The sequence below is a fragment of the Mesorhizobium sp. CA15 genome, assembly GCF_020165215.1.
GTDB lineage: Bacteria > Pseudomonadota > Alphaproteobacteria > Rhizobiales > Rhizobiaceae > Mesorhizobium.
This window is the reverse complement of record NZ_JAIUHQ010000004.1, coordinates 242,241-264,698: the sequence shown is the minus strand read 5'-3', so window position 1 is coordinate 264,698 and position 22,458 is coordinate 242,241. Positions and strand designations below refer to the sequence as shown.

The window sequence follows — 22,458 nt, the reverse complement described above, 5'->3', positions numbered from 1 at the left end:
CGTTTACTCCGCGCCGCGCAATTGGTGGATATGTCCCACCAGCCCGGCAGTCGAGGCGTCGCGTTTTGCGGCAGTCTCCTTGCCTTCCACGACAGGCAGCAGGCCTGTCGCCAGTTCCTTGCCGAGTTCGACGCCCCATTGGTCGAAGGAATTGATGTTGAACAGCGTGCCTTCGACGAAGACGCGGTGCTCGTAAAGCGCGATGAGCCGGCCGAGCGTGCGCGGGTCGAGCTTTCTGTAAAGAATGGTCAGCGAGGGGCGATCGCCCGAGAAGACACGGTGCGGCGCGATGCGGTCGACGTCGGCCGGCTTCATGCCCTTGGCCAGCATCTGGGCGCGCGCCTCTTCCAGCGTGCGCCCCTTCATGAGGGCCTCCGACTGCGCCAGGCAGTTGGCGAGCAAAAGATCATGCTGGTGTTTCAATTCGGGCTCGTGACCGACGGCGGCGGCGAGGAATTCGACCGGGATAAAGTCGGTGCCCTGATGCAGGAGCTGGAAGAAGGCATGCTGGCCGTTGGTGCCGGGCTCGCCCCAGACCAGCGGGCCGGTCGGCGTGGCGACCGCAGTGCCGTCCAGCGTGACGCTCTTGCCGTTCGATTCCATGTCGAGCTGCTGCAGATAGGCCGGCAGGCGCGACAGGCGCTGGTCGTAAGGGATGACGGCGCGGGCCGGATATTTGCAAACGACGCGATGCCACCAGCCGATCAGCCCCAGAAGCACCGGTAGGTTCTTCTGCATCGGCGCCGAGCGGAAATGCTCGTCCATCTCATGCGCGCCGTCGAGGAAAGCGCGGAAGTTGCGCGGACCGACGGAAATCATCACCGGCAGGCCGATGGCGCTCCAGACGGAATAGCGGCCGCCGACCCAGTCCCAGAAGCCGAAGACGCGGTCCTGTTCGATGCCGAACTTCGCCACCAGGTCGAGGGCGGTCGAGACGGCGGCGAAATGCTTGCCGACCGCTTCCTTGCCCAACGCCTTCTGAACCCAATCGCGCGCCGTCTGCGCATTCGTCATCGTCTCGACCGTGGTGAAGGTCTTGGAGGCGATGATGAACAAAGTCGTCTCGGCAGACAGACCCTTCAGCGTGTCGTGGATATGGGCGCCGTCGACATTGGAGACGTAATGCGCGCGCGGCCCGTCATGATAGGGCGCGAGCGCCAGCGTCACCATCGCCGGGCCGAGATCGGAGCCGCCGATGCCGATGTTGACGATGTCGGTGATCTTCTTGCCGGTGGCGCCGGCCGCCTTGCCGGAGCGGATGGCGTCGGCGAAGGCGCCCATGGAGTCGAGCACGGCGATCACATCGGCCTTGGTGTCCTGGCCGTCGACGATCACGCTCTTGCCGGTCAGGTTGCGCAGCGCGGTGTGCAGCACGGCGCGGTTCTCGGTGATGTTGATCTTCTCGCCCTCGAACATGGCGGCGCGACGTCCCGCGAGGTCGGCGGCGGCGGCGAGCTTTTCCAGCATCGTCATCGTGTTTGCGTCGACGGCACATTTCGACCAGTCGAGCAGAAGGTCCCCATCGGTGGCGGAGAATGTCTCGAAGCGCTTGGGATCGGCGGCGAAGGCCTCGCGCATTGTGCCCCTGGCCGCCGCGCGCTGCTCACGCAGAGCGGTGACCTGCTTGTCGAAGGCTGACTGATCCACTGGCGGGCTCCTGGCGGGTTTTTAGACCATTTTAACAGGCCGGATGTTTCCGGCGCGTGTCGGCGCGTCATTCTATCGAGCCGATTTCCATTTCGTTCAAGCGCGGCTTTGCCGCACCGCATTCACGCTTTGATGAGAGGCGGTGTTGGATGGTGAGGTGCGGGAATTCGCGGCGGGGCGCTGGGCGGAGGGCGACGATGCTGTCGCATCGCGCCTTGGGACAGTGCCGCGATGATGCTGCGCATCGCGCTTTGATGCTGCGCATCGCGAGGGCGACGATGCTGCGCATCGCGCCTGAACGCGCGGCGACGACGCTTCGCGTCGCGCTTGATAGATCACTGGCATAAATCCCAGCGATCAGAAAAATTGATTGGCGCAACCCCTTATGCCACCCATACACTCCACTGGTCCAGCCAAGTGAAAACAGCTGGCCGTCCGAGGAAGATTTCCCATGCCACAGCGCAATGACACGGCCATATGGTCCGGCCTGTTCCGGATTTCGGCTGAATCCGGCCAAACCCTCCAGGCGCAGATCCGCCAGGCGATTGTCGCGGCCATTCTCGACCGACAGATCGCCGCCTCGATGCCGTTGCCGTCGTGCCGAATTCTTGCGGAAAAACTCGGGGTTGCCCGCGGCACGGTGGTGCTCGCCTTCCAGCAGCTGGTCGACCAGGGCTTCCTGGTGGCGCGCGAACGGCGCGGCCATTTCGTCAACCCGGACGTGCTGGCCACTCCCGCCAAGCCGCACCAGAAGGCGCCCGACCAGCAGAATGAGATCGACTGGAAGGCGCGCCGGCAGATCGCGGCGAGCGACATGCCGCCGCCGGCCAAGCACGACAACTGGATCAAGTCCTCCTATCCGTTCGTCTACGGCCAGTTCGATCCGGCGCTGTTTCCGACGGCCGAATGGCGCGAGTGCAACCGCATGGCGCTGGCGGTGCTCGAGATCCGCAACTGGGCGTCCGACATGGTGGACCGCGACGATCCGCTGCTGATCGAACAGATCCAGGCCAGGCTCCTGCCGCGGCGCGGTATCTTCGCCAATCCGGACGAGATCATCGTGACGCTGGGCGCGCAGAACGCACTTTACATGCTTGCGTCGCTGCTAATGACCAAGGGCTCGAAGGTGGCCATGGAAGACCCGGGCTATCCTGACGCCCGCTCGATCTTCCGGCTGGCCGGCGCCGATATCCAGCCGGTTCCGGTCGACCAGTCGGGCATCGTGACCTCCGCGATCCCCAGCGATTCCGGCTTCGTCTTCGTCACGCCCAGCCACCACTGCCCGACCATGGTGCCGTTGTCGGCGGAGCGGCGGCAGGATCTCCTGGCGCGCGCCAACCGCAACAACCAGATCATTATCGAGGACGGCTATGACAGCCAGCTGCTCGATGAGGCGCCGCAGCAGGCGCTGAAGAGCCTCGATCGTTCCGGCCGCGTGATCTATGTCGGCTCGATGTCGAAGACGCTGGCTCCGGGTCTCAGGCTTGGCTACATCGTGGCCTCGGCCGGGCTGATCGCCGAGCTTCGCGCGCTGCGCCGCTTCATGCTCAGGCACCCGCCGGCGAACAACCAGCGCGCCGTCGCGCTGTTCCTGTCGCTCGGCCATCACGAGGCGCTGGTGCGCAGGCTTTCCACCGCCTTCGACGAACGGCGCAAGCGCCTGGTCCATGCGATTTCCGCTTTCCTGCCAGAGTGGCGCTCGACCGACTCGGCGGGCGGCACATCGCTGTGGCTGGAAGGGCCGCGCGGTACCGATTCACGCGGCCTTGCGGAAGCGGCCGCTTCGCGCAGCGTCATCATCGAACCCGGCGACCGGTTCTTCGATCGCAGCGAAAAGCCCTCTCGTTTCATGCGCTTGGGCATCTCCTCGATCTCGCTGCAGCATATCGAGCCGGGCATCCGCGAACTTGCCACCGCCGCCGGGCGCAGGCCCGCGGCCGCCTGATCGCCGCAGACCTCCTGAAAAAAGCCGGCGCCGCGCCGGCTTTTTTTGTTTGGGCGCATGTTTGCCGCTTTAGCACTCTGGCATATTCGACGGGATTGCTTGGCCCATAGGCTGTGCCAATGCCGGCGGCATAGTCGGAGCCAGAAGGGGACGAGGCAGCCGATGGTGGACCAACCGCCGCGTTCGCCGCGCAGAAAAAGACAAAAGGTGGAGTGCTTCCATGTCAGTGGCTCTCGAGAAGCAGGAATCGTCGTCGGACCAGCGTTCGCGGCGTTCCGGCGGGCGCGAAGCGCGCCGCGCGATGCGGGCAGCGCCCTTGGCCGACGACATCCGTCCGGTGCGGCCGGGGCTTGAAGGCGGCAGCTATGGCCCATTGAGCCAGAACGACCGCGAACGCATCCACGAAGCGGTGCTGACGCTGCTGGAAACGGTCGGCTTCGCCAATGCCATCCCGTCCTGCATCGAGGCGCTGACCCGGGTCGGCGGCATCCATGGCGATGACGGCCGCGTTCGGCTGCCGCGCGCCTTGGTGCTGGACACGATCAAAAAGGCGGCGCGCAACTTCACCCTCCATGGCCAGGATCCGAAGCACGACATGCTGATCCAGGGCAAACGCGTGCATTACGGCACGGCGGGTGCGGCGGTGCATCTGGTCGATGTCGAGAAGCGCGAATATCGCGAATCGCTGCTGCAGGACCTCTACGACGCCGCCCGTCTCGTCGATGGGCTGGACAACATCCATTTCTTCCAGCGCACCATGGTGCCGCGTGATATTCCTGACCCGCTCGATATGGACTTCAACACGCTCTATGCCTGCGTGATGGGGACGTCCAAGCATGTCGGCACCTCGTTCACCGTGCGCGAGAACGTCAAGCCGGCGCTGGAGATGCTCTATGCGATCGCCGGCGGGGAGGAGAATTTCCGGGCGCGGCCGTTCGTGTCGAACTCGAACTGCTTCGTCGTGCCGCCGATGAAGTTCGCCGAGGACGCCTGCGGAGTGTTGGAGGCCTGCGTCGAAGGCGGCATTCCGATCCTGCTTCTGTCGGCCGGCCAGGCCGGCGCCACGGCACCTGCCGCCATTGCCGGCGCCGTCGTGCAAGCGGTGGCGGAAGTGCTGATGGGCCTGGTCTATGTCAATGCCGTCAAGCCTGGACATCCGGCGATCTTCGGCACTTGGCCGTTCGTCTCCGATCTCAGGACCGGCGCCATGTCCGGCGGCTCGGCCGAGCAAGCAGTCTTGACCGCGGCCTGCGCGCAGATGGCGCAATATTACGACCTGCCCGGCGGCTCGGCTGCCGGCATGTCGGACTCGAAGCTGCCCGACATCCAGGCCGGCTACGAGAAGGGCATCACCAACGTGATGGCGGGTCTCTCCGGCCTGAACCTGGTCTATGAATCGGCGGGCATGCATGCCTCGCTGCTCGGCTTCTGCCTCGAAAGCCTGATCATCGACAACGACATGCTCGGCCATTGCCTGCGCTGCGTGCGCGGCATCGAGGTGACCGACGACGCGCTATCGATCGACACGATCGCCGATGTCTGCCTCAAGGGTCCCGGGCACTATCTCGGCAACGATCAGACATTGAAGCTGATGCAGACCGAGTATTTCTATCCCGCCGTCGGCGACCGTTTCTCGCCCAAGGAATGGAACGAGAAGGGCCGGCCCGACATCCTGTCGCGGGCAATCGCGGAGAAGAAGCGCGTGCTTGCCGAGCGCTTCCCGCGCCACGTCTCGCGCCTGCTCGACGACAAATTGCGCGCCCGCTTCGGCGAGATGATCAAGCTGCCGCGCAGCAAGATGGGCGGCTAGGAGGCATTGATATTCAGGTGAGGCCGGCCTGCAAACGGCAGTTTCCTGCGCTTCCGGTGCTCACGTACTTCAAGTACGCTCCGCTCCGGTTCTCGGAAACCGCCATTTTCGACTCGGCCTGACCTGAATCTCAACGTCTCTTACCTGGCCAGTCAGTCAGCCCTCAACTCATAGCGCTCGACGACCTCGGCGTTGATCAGCTTGGCGTGCAGCGTCATCAGCACGATCTGCGCGTCGAAACTGTCGCCGGCCTCCAGCGCCGCCTCGATGCGGCGCTCGACCTGCAATGTCAGCTCGCGGCCGTTGACCTGCTCGAATACATGGCGTCCGGCGACGCAATAGCCGCAGAGCTGCGCCACGGATGCATAGGCGTCCGCCGGCGGCTCATCGGGCCAGCGGTCGTTCATCAGGTTGACGATGGTGAGTTTCACGCCCTCTGGTACCAGCGCCGGATGCAGGTCGGCCGCACGCAACGCGTCGTCGAGCTGGCGCAGATCGCCGGAGCGGCCGAACATGCCGAGAAAGCCGAGGGAAGAGCGCCGTTTCGCCACGATGATCTGTCCCTTCGTGAGCTGCCGAGGTCGAGCTTATCTGTGGGTTCCCTGGAGATGAAACAAGGGCAACAGAAAAGGGCGGCTCGCCGTCGGCAAGCCGCCCCTTTTGATCGGCCGAATATATAGGCTCAGTGATTGTCGCGCGGCACGCCGCTGGTATGGGCGACGTCCTGGTATTTCACCGCCGGTTTCAGCACCATGCCGGCCGAGAACTGGTCGACCATGCCGCGCTGGATCTCCTGCCAAGGCGTCTGGTGCTGGGGATAGTGATAGCCGCCATTGGCCTGCAGCGCGGCGCGCCGCTTGGCGATCTCCTCGTCGCTGACGAGGATATTGGCCGTGGCCTTTTTCAGGTCGATGCGGACGCGGTCGCCGCTCTTGAGCAGCGCCAGCCCGCCGCCGATCGCGGCTTCAGGCGAGGCATTGAGGATCGACGGGGAGCCCGACGTGCCGGACTGGCGGCCGTCACCGATGCAGGCAAGGGCGTGGATGCCCTTCTTGATCAGGTAGGCAGGCGGCTGCATGTTGACCACCTCGGCGCCGCCCGGATAGCCGACCGGACCGGCGCCGCGCATGAACAGGATCGTGTGCTCGTCGATGCCCTGCGCCGGATCGTCGATGCGGGCGTGGTAATCCTCCGGCCCGTCGAAGACCATGGCGTTGCCCTCGAAGGCCTCCGGGTCGTTCGGGTTGGAGAGGTAGCGCTCACGGAATTCGGGCGAGATGCCGCTGGTCTTCATGATGGCGGAATCGAACAGATTGCCCTTGAGGTTGATGAAGCCGGCATTGGCCTTGAGCGGCTTGTCGGCGCTGCGGATGACGTCGTGATTCTCGTTGACGGCATCCCGGCAATTGTCGCCCATCGACCTGCCGTTGGCGGTGACGGCATCGGGATGCGGCAGCAGGCCGCCCTTCATCAGTTCGGCGACGACTGCCGGCACGCCGCCGGCATGGTGATAGTCCTCGCCGAGATACTCGCCCGTCGGCTGCAGGTTGACCAGCAGCGGGATGTCGAGGCCGATCTTCTGCCAGTCGTCATTGTCGAGCGGCACGCCGAGATGGCGGGCGATGGCGTTGAGGTGGATCGGCGCGTTGGTCGAGCCGCCGATGGCCGAGTTGACGACGATGGCGTTCTCGAACGCCTCGCGGGTCATGATGTCGGACGGCTTCAGATCCTCATGCACCATCTCGACGATGCGCTTGCCAGTTTCGTAGGAAATCTGGCCGCGCTCGCGGTACGGTGCAGGGATAGCGGCCGAGCCCGGCAGTTGCATGCCGAGCGCCTCGGCCAGCGAATTCATCGTGGTCGCCGTGCCCATGGTGTTGCAATAGCCGGTCGACGGCGCCGAGGAGGCGACTATGTCCATGAACTCCTCATAGTCGATCTCGCCGGCAGACAGCCGCTGGCGCGATTCCCAGACGATGGTGCCGGAGCCGGTGCGCTTGCCCTTGTGCCAGCCATTCAGCATCGGGCCGACCGAAAGCGCGATCGCCGGGATGTTGACGGTGGCCGCCGCCATCAGCAAGGCAGGCGTCGTCTTGTCGCAGCCGATGGTCAGCACCACGCCGTCGAGCGGATAGCCGTAGAGCACTTCGACCAGGCTGAGATAGGCAAGGTTGCGGTCGAGCGCGGCCGTGGGGCGCTTGCCGGTCTCCTGGATCGGATGGCAGGGGAACTCGAATGGGATGCCGCCCATCGAGACGATGCCCTCGCGCACGCGCTTGGCAAGCTCGAGGTGATGCCGGTTGCAGGGCGAAAGGTCGGAACCGGTCTGCGCGATGCCGATCAGCGGCTTGCCCGACATCAGCTCGGCGCGCGTCAGGCCGTAATTGAGGTAGCGTTCGAGATAGAGCGCCGTCATGCCCGGATTGTCGGGATTGTCGAACCACTCCTGCGAGCGAAATTTCTTTTTCTTGGTGGGGGCGCCTGCCATGGTGGTCTCCGTATTTGTATGACAAATCGATAGGACAATGCGTCCATGCAGGCAAGAGGCAGGCGCGGCCGGAACCCGGACTTTGGTGCGATAGACTTGTTTCGGGCCGCGCGCTACGACCAACCGGCATCAGCAATGCGGGAGGTCTTGATGGCTTTGGTGATCGAAGGCGAGGAGCGGATCGCCGCACCCATCGGGAAAGTGTGGGAAGCCCTTAACGACCCGGAGATCCTGAAGGTGGCGATTCCCGGCTGCCAGAGCCTCGAGAAGAATTCGGACACCGCCATGGCTGCGACCGTGGTGCTCAAGATCGGCCCCATCAAGGCGACCTTCAACGGCGAAGTCACGCTGAAAAACCTCAAGCCACCGCATTCCTACACCATCCAGGGCGAAGGCAAGGGCGGCGTTGCCGGCTTCGCCAAGGGCGGCGCCGACGTGACGCTGACCGCCGACGGGGCAGACTCGACAGTGCTCAAATACGCCGCCAAGGCCGAGGTCGGCGGCAAGATCGCGCAACTCGGCAGCCGGTTGATCCAATCGACATCGAAGAAATTGGCAGGGCAGTTCTTCTCGACGTTCGGCGAGAAGGTCGGCGCCTGACCCTCAAAGGAAGGGGCGTTATTCGAACACGATGCTCGGCACGGCGGCTTCAGCGGCGCCGCGCTCTTCCTGGACCCGTTCCCAGACCTTGCTGGCGATATCGCGGTAGATCTTTGCTTCGGCGCCCTCCGGCTTGGAAGCGACGACCGGGATGCCGGCATCCGAGCTTTCGCGGATGCCCATCTCAAGCGGCACCTCGCCGAGGAAGGTGACGCCGAGGCGCTCGGCCTCGCGGCGCGCGCCGCCATGGCCGAAAATGTCGTAGCGCTTGCCGGTGTCGGGCGCGAGGAAGTAGCTCATATTCTCGACGATGCCGAGCAGCGGCACGTCGACCTTCTTGAACATGTTGAGGCCCTTGCGGGCGTCGATCAGGGCCAAGTCCTGCGGCGTCGAGACGATGACGGCGCCGGCGAGCGGCACCTGCTGGGCCATGGTGAGCTGGGCATCGCCGGTGCCGGGCGGCATGTCGACCACCAGCACGTCGAGCGGACCCCATTCGACCTCGCGCAGCATTTGCGTCAGCGCCGACATCACCATCGGGCCGCGCCAGATCATCGGCGTCTCCTCATCGACGAGGAAGCCCATCGACATCACCTTGAGGCCGTAATTCTGCATCGGCTTCAGCACCTTGCCGTCGACGGTCTGCGGCCGGCCGTGGATGTTGAGCAGCCTGGGCATGGACGGGCCGTAGATATCGGCATCGAGCACGCCGACCTTCAGCCCGTTGGCGGCAAGCCCTAGCGCCAGGTTGACGGCGGTGGTCGACTTGCCGACGCCGCCCTTGCCGGAGGCGACGGCGATGATGGCGTCGATGCCGGGCACGCCGCGCCTGCCATGGCTCTGCGAGGCGGGCGCATGCGGCGCGGGGCGCTGCGGCGCCGGCTGCGGAGTCGGCCGCTGCGGGGCAGACGGGCGCGGCGGAACCGGCGCTTCCATGCCGCCGCCCTTCTTCTCCGCCGTCAGCGCGACGACCGCGCTGGCGACGCCGGGGATAGCCTTCACCGCGCGCTCGGCGGCGGCACGCAACGGCTCTAGCTCCTGGGCGCGGGCGGCGGGCACGGTGATCGAGAAGAAGACCTTGGAATCGGCGATGAAAATCTCCGAGACCATGCCGAGATCGACGATGTTGCCGGTGAAGTCCGGCCCGTTCACCGTCTTCAGGCGCTCGATGACGGATTCCTTGGTAACGGTCATGATCTTTCCTCGGCGTTTGGCGTTCCAGATAGTGCAGTTTGCCGGCGGAACCAAGCCGTGGCGCAACGGCTCGCCTGGCGTGCCCCGGAAAGCGACGGATGGTGTCGGATTTGGCCAGGGCCGCGGCGCAGGTTCGGGCCCGGTCATAGCCAAACGGTGCGCCCGCGCTATCTCCATCGCCATCACGACAACCGGGGAAGGAAGACGGTCATGCTTGAAAACAGCAATGTGACAGCCAATCTCGCGGTGAAGGACATCGCCAAGGCAAGGGCGTTCTACGAGGGCACGCTGGGCCTCAGCCAAGTGGACGACATGGATGGCGAGCTGATCGTCTACAAAAGCGGTGACACGCTCCTCAATGTCTATCGCTCGCAATTCGCCGGCACCAACAAGGCGACGGCCGCAACCTGGGCGGTAGGCGACCGCATCGAGCCGATCGTCAAATCGCTGCGGTCGAAGGGCATCACCTTCGAGCACTATGATATGCCCGGCCTGTCGCTCGAAGGCGACATCCATGTCGGCTCGGGCATGAAGGTGGCCTGGTTCAAGGATCCCGACGGCAACATCCTGAACCTGGTGGGCAAATAGCGGCCGCTCTCAGGCGGAGCCGGAACCCGTCATCCGGCCAGCCTTGTGGCGAGATAGGTAAACGCCGAAATCGCCGCCGTCGCCGGCAAGGTGATCACCCATGCGACGACGATGTTGCCGGCGATGCCCCAGCGCACGGCGGAGACGCGGCGCGCGGCACCCACGCCGATGATGGCGCCTGTGATGGTATGCGTCGTCGAAACCGGGACACCGAGCCAGGTGGCGGCGAAGAGCGTAATGGCGCCGCCGGTCTCGGCGCAAAAACCCTGCATCGGGTTCAGCCGCGTGATCTTCGATCCCATGGTGTGGACGATGCGCCAGCCGCCGAGCAGCGTGCCCAGCGCCAGCGCCGACTGGCAGGTGAGCACCACCCACAGCGGCACATGGAAAGTCGGGCCGAGCGCGCCCTGCGAAAAGAGCAGCACGGCGATGATTCCCATGGTCTTCTGCGCGTCGTTGCCGCCATGTCCCAGCGAATAGAGCGAGGCGGAAAAGAACTGCAGCACGCGAAAGCTGTTGTCGACCGCGAATGGCGTCTGGCGCACGAACAGCCATGAGACGATGAGTACCAGGACGAGCGCCAGCACGAATCCCGTCGCAGGCGAGAGCACGATGGCCGCGACCGTCTTGCCGAGCCCCGACCAGACGATGGCGCCCAGGCCTGCCTTGGCGACGCCGGCGCCGACCAGCCCACCGATCAGCGCGTGCGAGCTGCTCGACGGAATGCCGGCGACCCAGGTGACGATATTCCAGACGATGGCGCCGACGAGTGCGGCAAAAATCACCGCCGGCGTGACGATGCTGGCGTCGATGATGCCTTTTCCCACCGTCTCAGCGACATGCAGGCCGAAGAACAGGAAGGCGATAAAATTGAAGAAAGCCGCCCACAGCACCGCGTAATGCGGCCTGAGCACCCGGGTGGAGACGATGGTCGCGATCGAGTTGGCGGCATCGTGCAGGCCGTTGAGGAAATCGAAGAACAGCGCCACGGCAACGAGGCCGACCAGCAGGGGAAAGGCGATCGTGGCGTCCATCGCCTAAACGTTCTCGATGACGATGCCGCTGATCTCGTTGGCGACATCCTCGAAACGGTCGACCACCTTCTCCAGCTGGCCATAAATCTCCGAACCGATCAGATAGGCCATGGCGTCGCTGCGGCCGTGACGCTTGAACAGATCCTTCAGGCCATGCTCGTGCAGATCGTCGGCGCGGCCCTCGACGCGCATGACCTCCTCGGCGATGGCGTTGAGACGCGCTGCGTTGGCGCCGACCTTGCCGAGCAGCGGGATCGCCTCGGCGACCAACCGGGCGGCCTGGACGATGACGCCGCCCATTTCTCGCATCAGCGGATCGAATTCCCTCACTTCGAACAGTTTCACCGTCTTGACGGTCTTGTGCATCATGTCGATGGCGTCATCCATCGACTGGATCAGATCCTTGATGTCGCCGCGGTCGAAGGGCGTGATGAAGGAGCGCCTGACGGCAAGCAGGACCTCGGCGGTGATGCCGTCAGCCTCGTTTTCGAGATCGATGATTTTTTGGCACCAGCGGTCGATGTCCTTGCCCTGGAGAAGCTGCTCAAGGGCTTCGGCGCCGCCGACCACGGTGCGCGAATGCCGCTCGAACAGGTCGAAGAAGCGATCCTCGCGCGGCAACAGCTTGCGAAACCAACCCAGCATGTCGTCCCTCCCTGCTTCCACCTATCCCACATAACGCCACGCGCGGCGCGGGAAAACAGATAGCCGGCTCAAAAATGTGGACGAGGCCGATTGCGCATGCGTCTTGCGAAGCAGGGCGATTTCCCCGACCTTGGGCAAACCGCGGCGGATCGGACGGCATGATCGACAAACTGGAATTCTTCATCGCTCTCGCCAAGGAGGAGCATTTCGGCCGGGCCGCAGAAGTGTGCGGTGTCACCCAACCGACCTTATCGGCCGGCATCAAGCAGCTCGAGGAACAGCTCGGCGTCATGCTGGTGCTGCGCGGCTCGCGCTTCCAGGGCCTGACGCCGGAGGGCACGCAGGTGCTGGGCTGGGCGCGCCGCATCGTCGGCGACTCCCGCACGATGCGCGAGGAGATGCGGGCGGCGCGCCACGGCCTGTCCGGGCGCATCCGCATCGCCGCGATCCCGACGGCGCTCGCCATGGTGGCGCGGCTGACGACGCCATTCCGCGAAAAGCATCCGGGCGTCACCTTCTCGGTGCTGTCGCGCACATCCATCGAAGTGCTGTCGCTGCTCGGCAATTTCGATGTCGATGCCGGCATCACCTATCTCGACAACGAGCCGCTCGGGCGCGTGACCAGCGTGCCGCTCTATGACGAGCGCTATCAGCTGATCACGGCGGTCGGGAACCCCTATTCCGACCGCGACAAAGTGTCGTGGGCCGAGATCAGCCAGCTGCCGCTCTGTCTGCTGACGCCGGATATGCAGAACCGGCGCATCATCGACCAGCATCTGGCGGAAGCCGGCGTGCAGGTGCGGCCGACGCTGGAATCGAATTCGATGATCGTGCTGTTCTCGCATATCCGCACAGGCAAATGGTCATCGATCATGCCGCTCAACCTTGCGGAAACGTTCGGCTTTTCCGAGCCCATCCGGGCGATCCCGATCGTCGAGCCGGACGCCAGCCACACGGTCGGGCTGGTGGCGGCGCCGCGCGAGCCGCACACGCCGCTGGTGCAGGCGCTTCTGGGAGAGGCGATGGCGCTGGCGGACGATTTCCGCGCCCACCGCTAGGTTAGACAATGCGAGCCGCCGGATCTTGATAGAAAATTTCTATCAAGCGACGAAAGCGCTTTATTGATTTCGGAGGTTTCCTCTGATTTCCTAAGGACTTAGCGATATTGCGCCCCATGCATGTCGTTGCCCCGAAACCGCTCTATATTCCGGGGTGACATACATTGGCCGCCACGACTAGGGAGGGCGCTGCGTGAGCATGCAGGCCGCAAGTACCGAGATCGCGTCGCGCACGGCGGCGATCATTGACGAGATGAAGGGCCTCGAAGGCCCGTTGCTGCCGATCCTGCACAGCATACAGGAAGAGTTCGGGCATGTTCCGAAAGACGCGCTGCCGGTGATCGCCGATGGGCTGAACCTATCGCGGGCCGAGGTGCACGGCGTGGTCAGCTTCTATCACGATTTCCGCGCCAAGCCTGCCGGGCGGCACGTGCTGAAGCTCTGCCAGGCCGAAGCCTGCCAGTCGATGGGTTCGGACGCCGTCGCGGCCAAGATCAAGCGGTTGCTGGGCATCGATTTCCACGAGACCACGCGCGACGGATCGGTTACACTGGAGCCGGTCTATTGCCTCGGGCTTTGCGCCTGCTCGCCGTCGGCGATGCTCGACGGCGAAGTCATCGGTCGGCTCGATGACGAGAAGATTGAAGAGATCGTCGCGGAGGTACGTTCATGATCCCGCGCATCTATGTCCCGGCAGATTCCGGCGCGCTGGCGCTCGGCGCAGAAAAGGTCGCCAAAGCGATCGAGAAGGAGCTCAAGGAGCGCGGCGTCGAAGCCAAGATCGTGCGCAACGGCTCGCGCGGCGCCTATTTCCTGGAGCCGATGGTCGAGGTGGCCACGGCTGAGGGCCGCGTCGCCTACGGGCCGGTCAAGCCGTCCGACGTCAAGAGCCTGTTCGACAGCGGCTTCCTCAAGGGCGGCCATCACAAGCGCTGGCTGGGCTCCCCCGACAAGATCCCCTTCTTCGCCAAACAGACGCGGCTGACCTTCGCGCGCTGCGGCATCATCGATCCGCTGTCACTCGACAGCTACAAATCGCATGGCGGCCTGAACGGCCTGCAGAATGCAGTGGCGATGGCGCCCGCGGACATCGTGAAACAGGTGACCGAATCCGGCCTGCGCGGCCGCGGCGGCGCCGGCTTCCCGACCGGCATCAAGTGGAAGACGGTGCTGGATACGGCGGGCGCGCAAAAATACATCGTCTGCAACGCTGACGAAGGCGACAGCGCCACTTTCGCCGACCGCATGATCATGGAAGGCGATCCCTTCGTGCTGATCGAAGGCATGGCGATCGCCGGCATCGCCACAGGCGCGACCAAGGGCTTCGTCTATATCCGCTCGGAATATCCGCATGCGGTGGCGACGATGAACAAGGCCGTCGCTATCGCCCGCAAGGCAGGCGTGCTGGGCGTCAACGTGCTGGGCTCGCCCAACGCCTTCGACATGGAAATCCGCGTCGGCGCCGGCGCCTATGTCTGCGGCGAGGAAACCTCGTTGCTCAACAGCCTCGAGGGCAAGCGCGGCGTGGTGCGCGCCAAGCCGCCGCTGCCCGCGATCCAAGGCTTGTTCGGCAAGCCGACGGTGATCAACAACGTGATCAGCCTGGCCTCGGTGCCTGTCATCATGGACAAGGGCGCTGCCTACTACAAGGATTTCGGCATGGGCCGCTCGCGCGGCACGATCCCGATCCAGATAGCCGGCAACGTCAAGCATGGCGGCCTGTTCGAGACGGCTTTCGGTCTGACGCTGGGCGAGATCGTCGACGACATCGGCGGCGGCACGTCCACTGGGCGTCCGGTGAAGGCGGTGCAGGTCGGCGGTCCGCTCGGCGCCTATTTCCCGCGGGCTTTGTTCGACACGCCGTTCGACTACGAGGAATTCGCCAAGCGCGACGGGCTGATCGGCCATGCCGGCGTCACCGTGTTCGACGACACCGCCGACATGCTGAAGCAGGCGCGCTTCGCCATGGAGTTCTGCGCCATCGAAAGCTGCGGCAAGTGCACGCCCTGCCGCATCGGCTCGACGCGCGGCGTGGAGGTTCTGGATAAGGTCGCCGCCGGCATCGAGGCGGAGAAGAACCTCGCGCTTGTCACCGATCTCTGCAACACGATGAAGTTCGGATCGCTTTGCGCGCTGGGCGGCTTCACGCCCTACCCGGTGATGAGCTCGATCACGCATTTCCCCGAGGATTTCAAGCCCGCGCCGGCGCGCGTGGCGGCTGAATAGGAGCTGGCAGATGAACATCAAGGCCGACTTCCCGACACTCATCGAAGAGATCGACTACGGCACGCCGGAGTCGAAAGCGACGAAGCAGGTGACCCTGACAGTCGACGGGCAAAGCATCACCGTGCCGGAAGGCACCTCGATCATGCGCGCGGCCATGGAAGGCGGCGTCGAGATCCCGAAGCTCTGCGCCACCGACATGCTGGACTCTTTCGGTTCCTGCCGCGTCTGCCTGGTCGAGATCGAAGGGCGCGGCGGCACGCCGGCTTCCTGCACGACGCCAGTCGGCGAAGGCATGGTGGTGCGCACGCAGTCCGACCGGCTCGACGCCATCCGCCGCGGCGTCATGGAACTCTATGTCTCCGACCACCCGATGGGCTGGAACGAAAAGGCCGGAACCGGCGCCAGCGAGTTCGACGCGGTGGCGAAGTCGGTCGGCCTCACCGAGAACCGCTACGGCGTCGAGGGCCGCAACCACGTCAAGCAAGAAGGCGGCGTCGCGCCCGGCCACGGCTCGCTGGCGGTCGACTACATCGCCCGCGACGAATCCAATCCCTATTTCACCTATGATCCGGCACAGTGCATCGTCTGCTCGCGCTGCGTGCGCGCCTGCGAGGAGGTGCAGGGCACCTTCGCGCTGACCATCGAGGGCCGCGGCTTCGAATCGCGCATGGTCGCCGGCATGCATGAGGACTTCATCGCTTCCGAATGCGTGTCCTGCGGCGCCTGCGTGCAGGCCTGCCCGACCGACGCGCTGCGCGAGAAGACCGTGCTCGAGAAGGGCATGCCGGAGCGCTCGGCCGTCACCACCTGCGCCTATTGCGGCGTCGGCTGCTCGTTCAAGGCCGAGGTCAAGGATGACGAGGTCATCCGCATGATGCCCTACAAGGACGGCAAGGCGAACCACGGCCATAGCTGCGTCAAGGGCCGTTTCGCCTATGGCTATGCCACGCACAAGGACCGCATCCTGTCGCCGATGGTCCGCGAGAAGATTTCCGATCCGTGGCGCGAAGTGACCTGGGAAGAGGCGATCGCCCATACGGCGAAGGAATTCCGCCGCATCCAGTATCAGTATGGACGCACGGCAATCGGCGGCATCACGTCCTCGCGCTGCACGAATGAGGAGACCTATCTCGTCCAGAAGCTGGTGCGGCAGGGCTTCCGCAACAACAACGTCGACACCTGCGCGCGCGTCTGCCACTCGCCGACCGGCTACGGGCTCGGCCAGACCTACGGCACATCGGCCGGCACGCAGGATTTCGATTCGGTCGAGTTCACCGATGTCGCCGTCATCATCGGCGCCAATCCGGCTTCCGCCCATCCCGTCTTCGCCTCGCGGCTGAAGAAGCGGCTGCGCCAGGGCGCCAAGCTGATCGTGCTCGATCCGCGCCGCACCGAAATGGTCAAGTCGGCGCATATCGAAGCCGACTACCACCTGCCCTTGAAACCTGGCACCAACGTGGCGGTGCTGACGGCGCTGGCACATGTCATCGTCACCGAAGGCCTGTTCGACGAGGCGTTCATCCGCGAGCGCTGCGACTGGGCCGAGTTCCAGGACTGGGCATCCTTCGTCGCCCTGCCGGAAAACAGTCCCGAAACCGTCGGCAAGCTCTCGGGCGTCGATCCGGAACTGATCCGGGGTGCCGCGCGCATGTATGCCAAGGGCGGCAATGGCGCGATCTACTACGGCCTCGGCGTGACGGAGCACAGCCAGGGCTCGACCACGGTGATCGCCATCGCCAACCTCGCCATGGCCACGGGCAATATCGGCCGTCCGGGCGTCGGCGTGAACCCGCTGCGCGGCCAGAACAACGTGCAGGGCTCCTGCGACATGGGCTCGTTCCCGCATGAATTGCCGGGCTACCGCCACATCTCGGGCGAAGCGGTGCGCGACATCTATGAGAGCCTGTGGGGCGTGAAGCTGGACGATGAGCCGGGCCTGCGCATCCCCAACATGCTGGACGCCGCCGTCGACGGCTCGTTCAAGGGCATCTACATTCAGGGCGAGGACATCCTGCAGTCCGATCCCGACACCAAGCATGTCGCCGGCGGCCTCGCCGCGATGGAATGCGTGGTCGTGCACGACCTCTTCCTCAACGAGACGGCGAACTACGCGCACGTCTTCTTGCCGGGTTCGACCTTCCTCGAGAAGGACGGCACCTTCACCAATGCCGAGCGCCGCATCAACATGGTGCGCAAGGTCATTGAACCGAAGGCGCGCTATGCCGACTGGGAAGCGACGCAGGAGCTTGCCCGCGCCATCGGGCTCGACTGGAACTATACCCATCCCTCGCAGATCATGGACGAGATCGCCCAGACGACGCCGAGCTTCGCCGGCGTCTCGTTCGAGCTGCTCGACCGCGTCGGCTCGGTGCAGTGGCCGTGCAACGAGAAGGCGCCGCTCGGCACGCCGATCATGCATGTCGACGGCTTCGTGCGCGGCAAGGGCAAGTTCATCCGCACCGAATATGTGGCGACGGACGAGCGGACCGGTCCGCGCTATCCGCTGCTGCTCACCACCGGCCGTATCCTTTCGCAATACAATGTCGGCGCGCAGACAAGGCGCACCGAAAACGTGGCATGGCATGCCGAGGACCGGCTGGAGATCCATCCGCACGACGCCGAAGTCCGCGGCGTGCATGAAGGCGATTGGGTGCGCCTGGCAAGCCGTTCGGGCGAAACGACGCTGCGCGCGCTGATCACCGACCGCGTCTCGCCCGGTGTCGTCTACACGACCTTCCACCACCCCGACACGCAGGCCAACGTCATCACGACCGACTTCTCGGACTGGGCGACCAACTGTCCGGAATACAAGGTCACCGCCGTGCAGGTGGCGCCATCCAACGGCCCGACCGACTGGCAGAAGGACTATAACGAGCAGGCCAAGCAGAGCCGGCGCATCGCCCCGCTGCAGGCGGCGGAGTAGTTCTTGACCGCGCGGCGCAAAGCCACGACTCAAATTTCGCGGCTGGCGCATCGCGCCGGCGGCACCGCGGCCGCGAACCGCATGGTGCCTGAAGAGACGCCGGTGGCGTTCTCCTTCGCCGGCACCACCCATGCGGTAATGATGGCGAGCCCCGCCGATTTCGAGGATTTCGCGCTCGGCTTCTCGCTGACCGAAGGCATCATTGCCGGCCCGGCAGAGATCGAGGCGATCGAGGTCGAGGATCTCGGCGCCGGCATCGACATCCAGATACGGCTCAAGGACAAGGCCAACACGCGCTTCCAGGCGCGGCGGCGCAGGCTGGCCGGGCCGGTCGGCTGCGGGCTGTGCGGCATCGAATCCATCGAGGAGGCGATGCGCTCGGTCGACGCCGTTGGTGCATCGCGACTTACGCTTCAATCTGACGATATAACAAGCGCCGTCCGCCTGCTGTCGAAGCAGCAGCCGCTGCACAAAGAGACCGGCGCAGTGCATGCCGCCGGCTTCTACGTTCCAGGCAAGGGCATCGTCATGGCGCGCGAGGATGTCGGCCGTCACAACGCGCTGGACAAGCTGGCCGGCGCGCTGGCCAGGGCCGGCATCGACGGTGCGAGCGGCGCCGTCGTGGTGACGTCGCGCGTCTCGGTGGAGATGGTGCAGAAGACGGCCGCCATCGGCGCCGCGATCATCATGGCGGTTTCGGCGCCGACCGCGCTCGCCATCCGCACGGCCGACGCCGCCGGCATGACGCTGGTGGCGCTGGTTCGCGGCGACGATTTCGATATTTTCACCCACCCCGAACGAGTGGCTTCCGGAGTTGCCAAGCATGTCGCATGACGAAGACCACATCACCAGCACCAGGGAGAAGCTGGTGCGCATGGCCAACCAGATCGCCACCTTCTTCCATTCGAAACCGCGCGAGGAAGGCATTGCCGGCGTTGCCGAGCACATCAACAAGTTCTGGGAGCCGCGGATGCGGCGCCAGTTCTTCGAGATGCTCGACGCCGGCACCGAGAATTTCGACGAGCTCGTGGTCGCTGCCTCGGCCAAGATCAAGCGGCCGATCAGCCCCGCGGAGGCCGACATGAAGCTTGGGCTTACGGCGTTCCCGGCCGATATCGCCGCTTCGCAAAAATAGCGTAGCAACCGGGCTGCCTTACATTTCTTTCTGCTAAAATTTAAGCTGCCGCTAGCTGCGCGGCTCTGCTATGTTTGACGATCGGAAAATCGTCGGGCCGGGCGGAAGAACTCGTGAGGCCGATCGAGACGCGATATGCCCGCAGCGGGGACGTGCGGATCGCCTATCAGGTGGTCGGCCAAGGCGCGCTCGATCTTGTGTTCGTGCCGGGCTTCATCTCCAATCTCGACCTGCACTGGGAAGACGAAGGCTACAGCCGCCTGTTGAAACGGCTTTCGGCTTTCTCGCGGCTCATCCTGTTCGACAAGCGCGGCACCGGGCTCTCCGACCGTGTCGATGCCCGTCATCTGCCCAGCTTAGAGGCCCGCATGAACGACGTGCGCGCGGTGATGGACGCGGCCGGCAGCGGTCGGGCGGCGATCCTCGGCGCCTCGGAAGGCGCGCCTATGGCGATGCTGTTCGCCGCCACCTATCCGGAGCGGACGCGCGCGCTGGTGCTTTATGGCGGCTATGCGCATTTCCACAAATGGGTGATGCCGCCGGAGCGGCTGGAGGCCTTCATCGAGACGGCGGAGACGTCGTGGGGCACCGGCGCCACCTTGCCCAATTTCGCGCCTGGCCGGGTCGACGATGCGCATTTCGCCCAGTGGTGGGCCCGGTTCGAGCGGCTGTCGGCGAGCCCGACCGCCGCGGCGGCGCTTGCCCGCATGAACGCCGACATCGACGTGCGCGGCATCCTGGCGATGATCAGCGCGCCGACGCTGATCATCCATCGCCGCAACGACGTCCGTGTCGATCCTGACGCCAGCCGTTTCTTGGCGAAGAAGATCCCGCATGCCCGGCTGGTCGAGATAGCCGGGCGCGATCATCCGATCTGGACCGGCGATGTCGATCGCGTTGCCGACCTGATCGAGGAATGCCTCACCGGCGAGCCCGCGGTGGCCGATACCGAGCGCGTGCTGGCGGCGCTGCTGGTGACGCGCATCTACGACACGGCCAGGCTCGGCGATCGCATGTGGAGCGAGCGCAGCCAGCGCTTCCAGGAAACCTGGCGGCTTCTGGTCGGCCGCCATGGCGGCCGCACGGCCGGCACGCATGGCGAATTGATGATGTCGCGCTTCGATGGGCCGGCGCGCGCCGTGCGCTGCGCCGCGGCATTGCGCGAGGCGGCGCAGCAGATCGGCGTGGCAAGCGCGCAAGGCGTGCATGTCGGCGAGATCGAAATACGCGGCCAGCCGGTCGGGCTGACGGCGCGGGTGACGATGCAGCTCGCCACGCATGCCGGACGCGGCGACATCCTCGCCTCGCGGCTGGTCGCCGATCTCGCAACAGGGTCCGGCCTGCATTTCGTCGATGCCGGCCGCGTCAGCCTCGACGAGCTGGACGAGCCCATGCCGGCGGTTCTGGCGACGTCGGAGCAGCATCTGGAGCCCGCCTGCCGGCCCAGGGCCAGGCCGGCCGAGCCGCCCGCGCTGACGGCGCGCGAGAGCGAGGTGGTGAACCTGATCGCCGATGGCAAGAGCAATGCGGCGATCGCCGCCGAGCTCAGCCTCAGCGAGCACACGGTCAAGCGGCACGTCGCCAACATTCTATTGAAGCTCGATCTGCCGTCGCGGGCGGCGGCGGCGGCATTTTCGGCGAGGCACACTGGCCCGGACGGGCCATGAGAGCCATGGCGCTTTCGAGGGAAGCGCCGGGGCTGCCACAAGCGATACCAATTCTCCCCATGCAGGCCGGGCGATGTCGCCGAAAGGGCGCTGCGAAATGGAGGATGAAATGCTGAAACTCAATCGCAAGATCGAATTGCTGGCATTCGCCGCGGGCGCATTGCTGGCGATGGCCCCGGCGCATGCCGAAGACGCTTCGGCCAGCGCCGCCTACAAGGACATCCAGGCCACCCTCGGCTCGGTGCCCGACATGTTCAAGACCTTGCCGGACGTCGCGGTCGCCGGCGCCTGGGCCGAGATCAAGGGCGTGCAGCTTAATCCCAAGACCGCGCTCAACGGCAAGACCAAGGAGCTGATGGGCCTTGCGGTCGCCGCGCAGATCCCCTGCCAGTACTGCATCTATTTCCACACCGAGGCCGCCAAGCTCAACGGCGCGAGCGACGAGGAGATCAAGGAGGCGGTGGCCATGGCGGCGATCGTGCGCCACTGGTCGACGATGCTCAATGGCAGCCAGGTCGACCTGGCGACCTTCAAGAAACAGACAGACGACGTGTTCGCGGCCGTCAAGGCCAAGTCGCAGTGAACGAAATCCCTGCCCGACGATGATCGCCGGGCAGTCCTTCCCTCGTCAACAGCCCGATCGAGAAGACGGGCACATGGAGGATGACATGCTGACCAAGACACAGACAGTGGACGGCGCGGCGATCAAGAAGGCGATCGAAGGCCGTGACGGCAAGCTCCTGTCGAGCTTTTACAATGACGACGCGCTGGTGCGGGTGATCGACCGCAACAATCCGCCGAGCAAGCCGCGCGAGATCCGCGGCCGGGCGGCGATCAGCACCTTCTGGGACGACATCTGCAGCCGGGCGATGACCCACAAGGTCGACACCACGATCGCCGAGGGCGACAGCCTCGCCTTCACCCAGGCCTGCGCCTATCCGGACGGCACGAAGGTGTTCTGCGCGGCGATGCTGGAATTGAAGAACGGCCGTATCGCACGCCAGACCGTCGTGCAGGCTTGGGACGAATAGATCAACCGCGGGCTCAACCGCAAATCAGGGAGGAGAACCAAAATGTTCAGTGCCAGATGGCAGATCGACGCCAAGTTCGGTCACAAGCAGACCGCGCTCGAGCTGATGCGCAAATGGGAGCGTGAGATCGGGTCGCAGGTCGGGCTCGCCGACATGAAGTTCCAGCTCATGACCGGTTCCGTGGGCGCGCGCGAAGCGACGATCGAGGCGCACCACCAGGTCGATAGCCTGGCCCAGTTGGAGGAGTTCTTCGCCAAGATCGCCAAGATCGATGCGCATGCCAAATGGGGCAAGGAGCTGGAGCCCTATGTGGTGTCGGGCACCAGCAAATGGACGATCTTCCGGATCGTGGAGTAGTGGCCTGAGCACCGCCCGGCCTTCTCCCCTTGTGGGAGAAGGTGGCTCGGCGCGCCGCGCCGAGACGGATGAGGGGTGCTCCAGCTTGGCGCCAAGCTACCCCTCACCGG

The 22,458-nt window shown here is 65.0% G+C and carries 21 protein-coding genes; 15 read left to right on the top strand and 6 right to left on the bottom strand.

The window, feature by feature from the left end:
• Nucleotides 1-3 precede the first annotated feature (3 nt).
• Nucleotides 4-1,647 (bottom strand): glucose-6-phosphate isomerase, encoded by a 1,644-nt coding sequence (gene pgi / locus LB515_RS10520; RefSeq protein WP_224707652.1) that lies wholly within the window; start codon nucleotides 1,645-1,647, stop codon nucleotides 4-6.
• 197 nt (nucleotides 1,648-1,844) lie between these two features.
• On the opposite strand from pgi, the gene LB515_RS10515 reads away from it, so the two are divergent.
• The 3 genes from LB515_RS10515 to LB515_RS10505 all read left to right on the top strand — a co-directional run bounded on the left by LB515_RS10515 (nucleotide 1,845) and on the right by LB515_RS10505 (nucleotide 5,402).
• On the top strand, nucleotides 1,845-1,994 hold the full coding sequence (locus LB515_RS10515; protein WP_224707651.1) for a hypothetical protein: 150 nt from the start codon (nucleotides 1,845-1,847) through the stop codon (nucleotides 1,992-1,994).
• A 104-nt stretch (nucleotides 1,995-2,098) separates the two neighbouring features.
• Nucleotides 2,099-3,592 (top strand): PLP-dependent aminotransferase family protein, encoded by a 1,494-nt coding sequence (locus LB515_RS10510; protein WP_095766049.1) that lies wholly within the window; start codon nucleotides 2,099-2,101, stop codon nucleotides 3,590-3,592.
• A 220-nt stretch (nucleotides 3,593-3,812) separates the two neighbouring features.
• Entirely contained in the window at nucleotides 3,813-5,402 is a 1,590-nt protein-coding gene (locus LB515_RS10505; protein ID WP_224602692.1) for a trimethylamine methyltransferase family protein, read from the top strand.
• Between the two features lie 152 nt (nucleotides 5,403-5,554).
• Here the strand turns inward: LB515_RS10505 and LB515_RS10500 are convergent, their stop codons facing one another.
• Together LB515_RS10500 and LB515_RS10495 are read right to left on the bottom strand one after the other, a co-directional pair.
• Nucleotides 5,555-5,953: a hypothetical protein gene (locus LB515_RS10500; RefSeq protein ID WP_224707650.1), complete on the bottom strand. Its 399-nt coding sequence runs from the start codon at nucleotides 5,951-5,953 to the stop codon at nucleotides 5,555-5,557.
• Nucleotides 5,954-6,084: 131 nt separating this feature from the next.
• The gene (locus LB515_RS10495; RefSeq protein ID WP_224707649.1) at nucleotides 6,085-7,890 is read right to left on the bottom strand and encodes an IlvD/Edd family dehydratase; all 1,806 of its coding nucleotides are present in this window, start codon (nucleotides 7,888-7,890) and stop codon (nucleotides 6,085-6,087) included.
• Nucleotides 7,891-8,040: 150 nt separating this feature from the next.
• Between LB515_RS10495 and LB515_RS10490 the strand changes: the two genes are divergently transcribed.
• Nucleotides 8,041-8,490 carry an SRPBCC family protein gene (locus LB515_RS10490; RefSeq protein WP_224603147.1) on the top strand — a complete coding sequence of 150 codons (450 nt, stop codon included), beginning with the start codon at nucleotides 8,041-8,043 and terminating at the stop codon, nucleotides 8,488-8,490.
• A gap of 18 nt (nucleotides 8,491-8,508) precedes the next feature.
• On the opposite strand, the gene LB515_RS10485 is transcribed toward LB515_RS10490, so the two are convergent.
• Entirely contained in the window at nucleotides 8,509-9,687 is a 1,179-nt protein-coding gene (locus LB515_RS10485; RefSeq protein WP_224707725.1) for an Mrp/NBP35 family ATP-binding protein, read from the bottom strand.
• 207 nt (nucleotides 9,688-9,894) lie between these two features.
• Between LB515_RS10485 and LB515_RS10480 the strand changes: the two genes are divergently transcribed.
• Nucleotides 9,895-10,272 carry a VOC family protein gene (locus LB515_RS10480; RefSeq protein ID WP_224603149.1) on the top strand — a complete coding sequence of 126 codons (378 nt, stop codon included), beginning with the start codon at nucleotides 9,895-9,897 and terminating at the stop codon, nucleotides 10,270-10,272.
• A gap of 29 nt (nucleotides 10,273-10,301) precedes the next feature.
• Here LB515_RS10480 and LB515_RS10475 read toward each other — a convergent pair whose 3' ends face one another.
• Both LB515_RS10475 and LB515_RS10470 read right to left on the bottom strand, forming a co-directional pair.
• Nucleotides 10,302-11,306, bottom strand: a complete 1,005-nt coding sequence (locus LB515_RS10475; protein WP_224707648.1) for an inorganic phosphate transporter — start codon at nucleotides 11,304-11,306, stop codon at nucleotides 10,302-10,304.
• Nucleotides 11,307-11,309: 3 nt separating this feature from the next.
• Entirely contained in the window at nucleotides 11,310-11,951 is a 642-nt protein-coding gene (locus LB515_RS10470) for a DUF47 domain-containing protein (protein ID WP_095766211.1), read from the bottom strand.
• Nucleotides 11,952-12,109: 158 nt separating this feature from the next.
• On the opposite strand from LB515_RS10470, the gene LB515_RS10465 reads away from it, so the two are divergent.
• From LB515_RS10465 to LB515_RS10420, 10 genes are all read left to right on the top strand, one after another.
• Nucleotides 12,110-13,009, top strand: a complete 900-nt coding sequence (locus LB515_RS10465; RefSeq protein WP_095766056.1) for a LysR family transcriptional regulator — start codon at nucleotides 12,110-12,112, stop codon at nucleotides 13,007-13,009.
• Nucleotides 13,010-13,202: 193 nt separating this feature from the next.
• On the top strand, nucleotides 13,203-13,682 hold the full coding sequence (locus LB515_RS10460; protein WP_224707647.1) for a formate dehydrogenase subunit gamma: 480 nt from the start codon (nucleotides 13,203-13,205) through the stop codon (nucleotides 13,680-13,682).
• Entirely contained in the window at nucleotides 13,679-15,235 is a 1,557-nt protein-coding gene (locus LB515_RS10455; RefSeq protein ID WP_224707646.1) for a formate dehydrogenase beta subunit, read from the top strand. The genes LB515_RS10460 and LB515_RS10455 overlap by 4 nt, the downstream gene beginning before the upstream one ends.
• Before the next feature lie 10 nt (nucleotides 15,236-15,245).
• Nucleotides 15,246-18,158, top strand: a complete 2,913-nt coding sequence (gene fdhF, locus LB515_RS10450) for a formate dehydrogenase subunit alpha (RefSeq protein WP_224707645.1) — start codon at nucleotides 15,246-15,248, stop codon at nucleotides 18,156-18,158.
• Nucleotides 18,159-18,161: 3 nt separating this feature from the next.
• A complete protein-coding gene (gene fdhD / locus LB515_RS10445) occupies nucleotides 18,162-18,992 on the top strand; it encodes a formate dehydrogenase accessory sulfurtransferase FdhD (RefSeq protein WP_224707644.1) in 831 nt (276 codons plus the stop codon).
• Nucleotides 18,982-19,293: a formate dehydrogenase subunit delta gene (locus tag LB515_RS10440; protein WP_224707643.1), complete on the top strand. Its 312-nt coding sequence runs from the start codon at nucleotides 18,982-18,984 to the stop codon at nucleotides 19,291-19,293. Before fdhD ends, LB515_RS10440 begins: the two co-directional genes overlap by 11 nt.
• Nucleotides 19,294-19,406: 113 nt before the next feature.
• The gene (locus LB515_RS10435) at nucleotides 19,407-20,960 is read left to right on the top strand and encodes an alpha/beta fold hydrolase (protein ID WP_224707642.1); all 1,554 of its coding nucleotides are present in this window, start codon (nucleotides 19,407-19,409) and stop codon (nucleotides 20,958-20,960) included.
• A gap of 109 nt (nucleotides 20,961-21,069) precedes the next feature.
• The gene (locus LB515_RS10430) at nucleotides 21,070-21,543 is read left to right on the top strand and encodes a carboxymuconolactone decarboxylase family protein (protein ID WP_224707641.1); all 474 of its coding nucleotides are present in this window, start codon (nucleotides 21,070-21,072) and stop codon (nucleotides 21,541-21,543) included.
• Between the two features lie 85 nt (nucleotides 21,544-21,628).
• Complete coding sequence (locus LB515_RS10425; RefSeq protein WP_027166011.1) at nucleotides 21,629-21,991, top strand: nuclear transport factor 2 family protein; 363 nt, start codon at nucleotides 21,629-21,631, stop codon at nucleotides 21,989-21,991.
• 42 nt (nucleotides 21,992-22,033) lie between these two features.
• Nucleotides 22,034-22,348: a hypothetical protein gene (locus LB515_RS10420; RefSeq protein WP_224631302.1), complete on the top strand. Its 315-nt coding sequence runs from the start codon at nucleotides 22,034-22,036 to the stop codon at nucleotides 22,346-22,348.
• The last annotated feature ends 110 nt before the right edge of the window (nucleotides 22,349-22,458 follow it).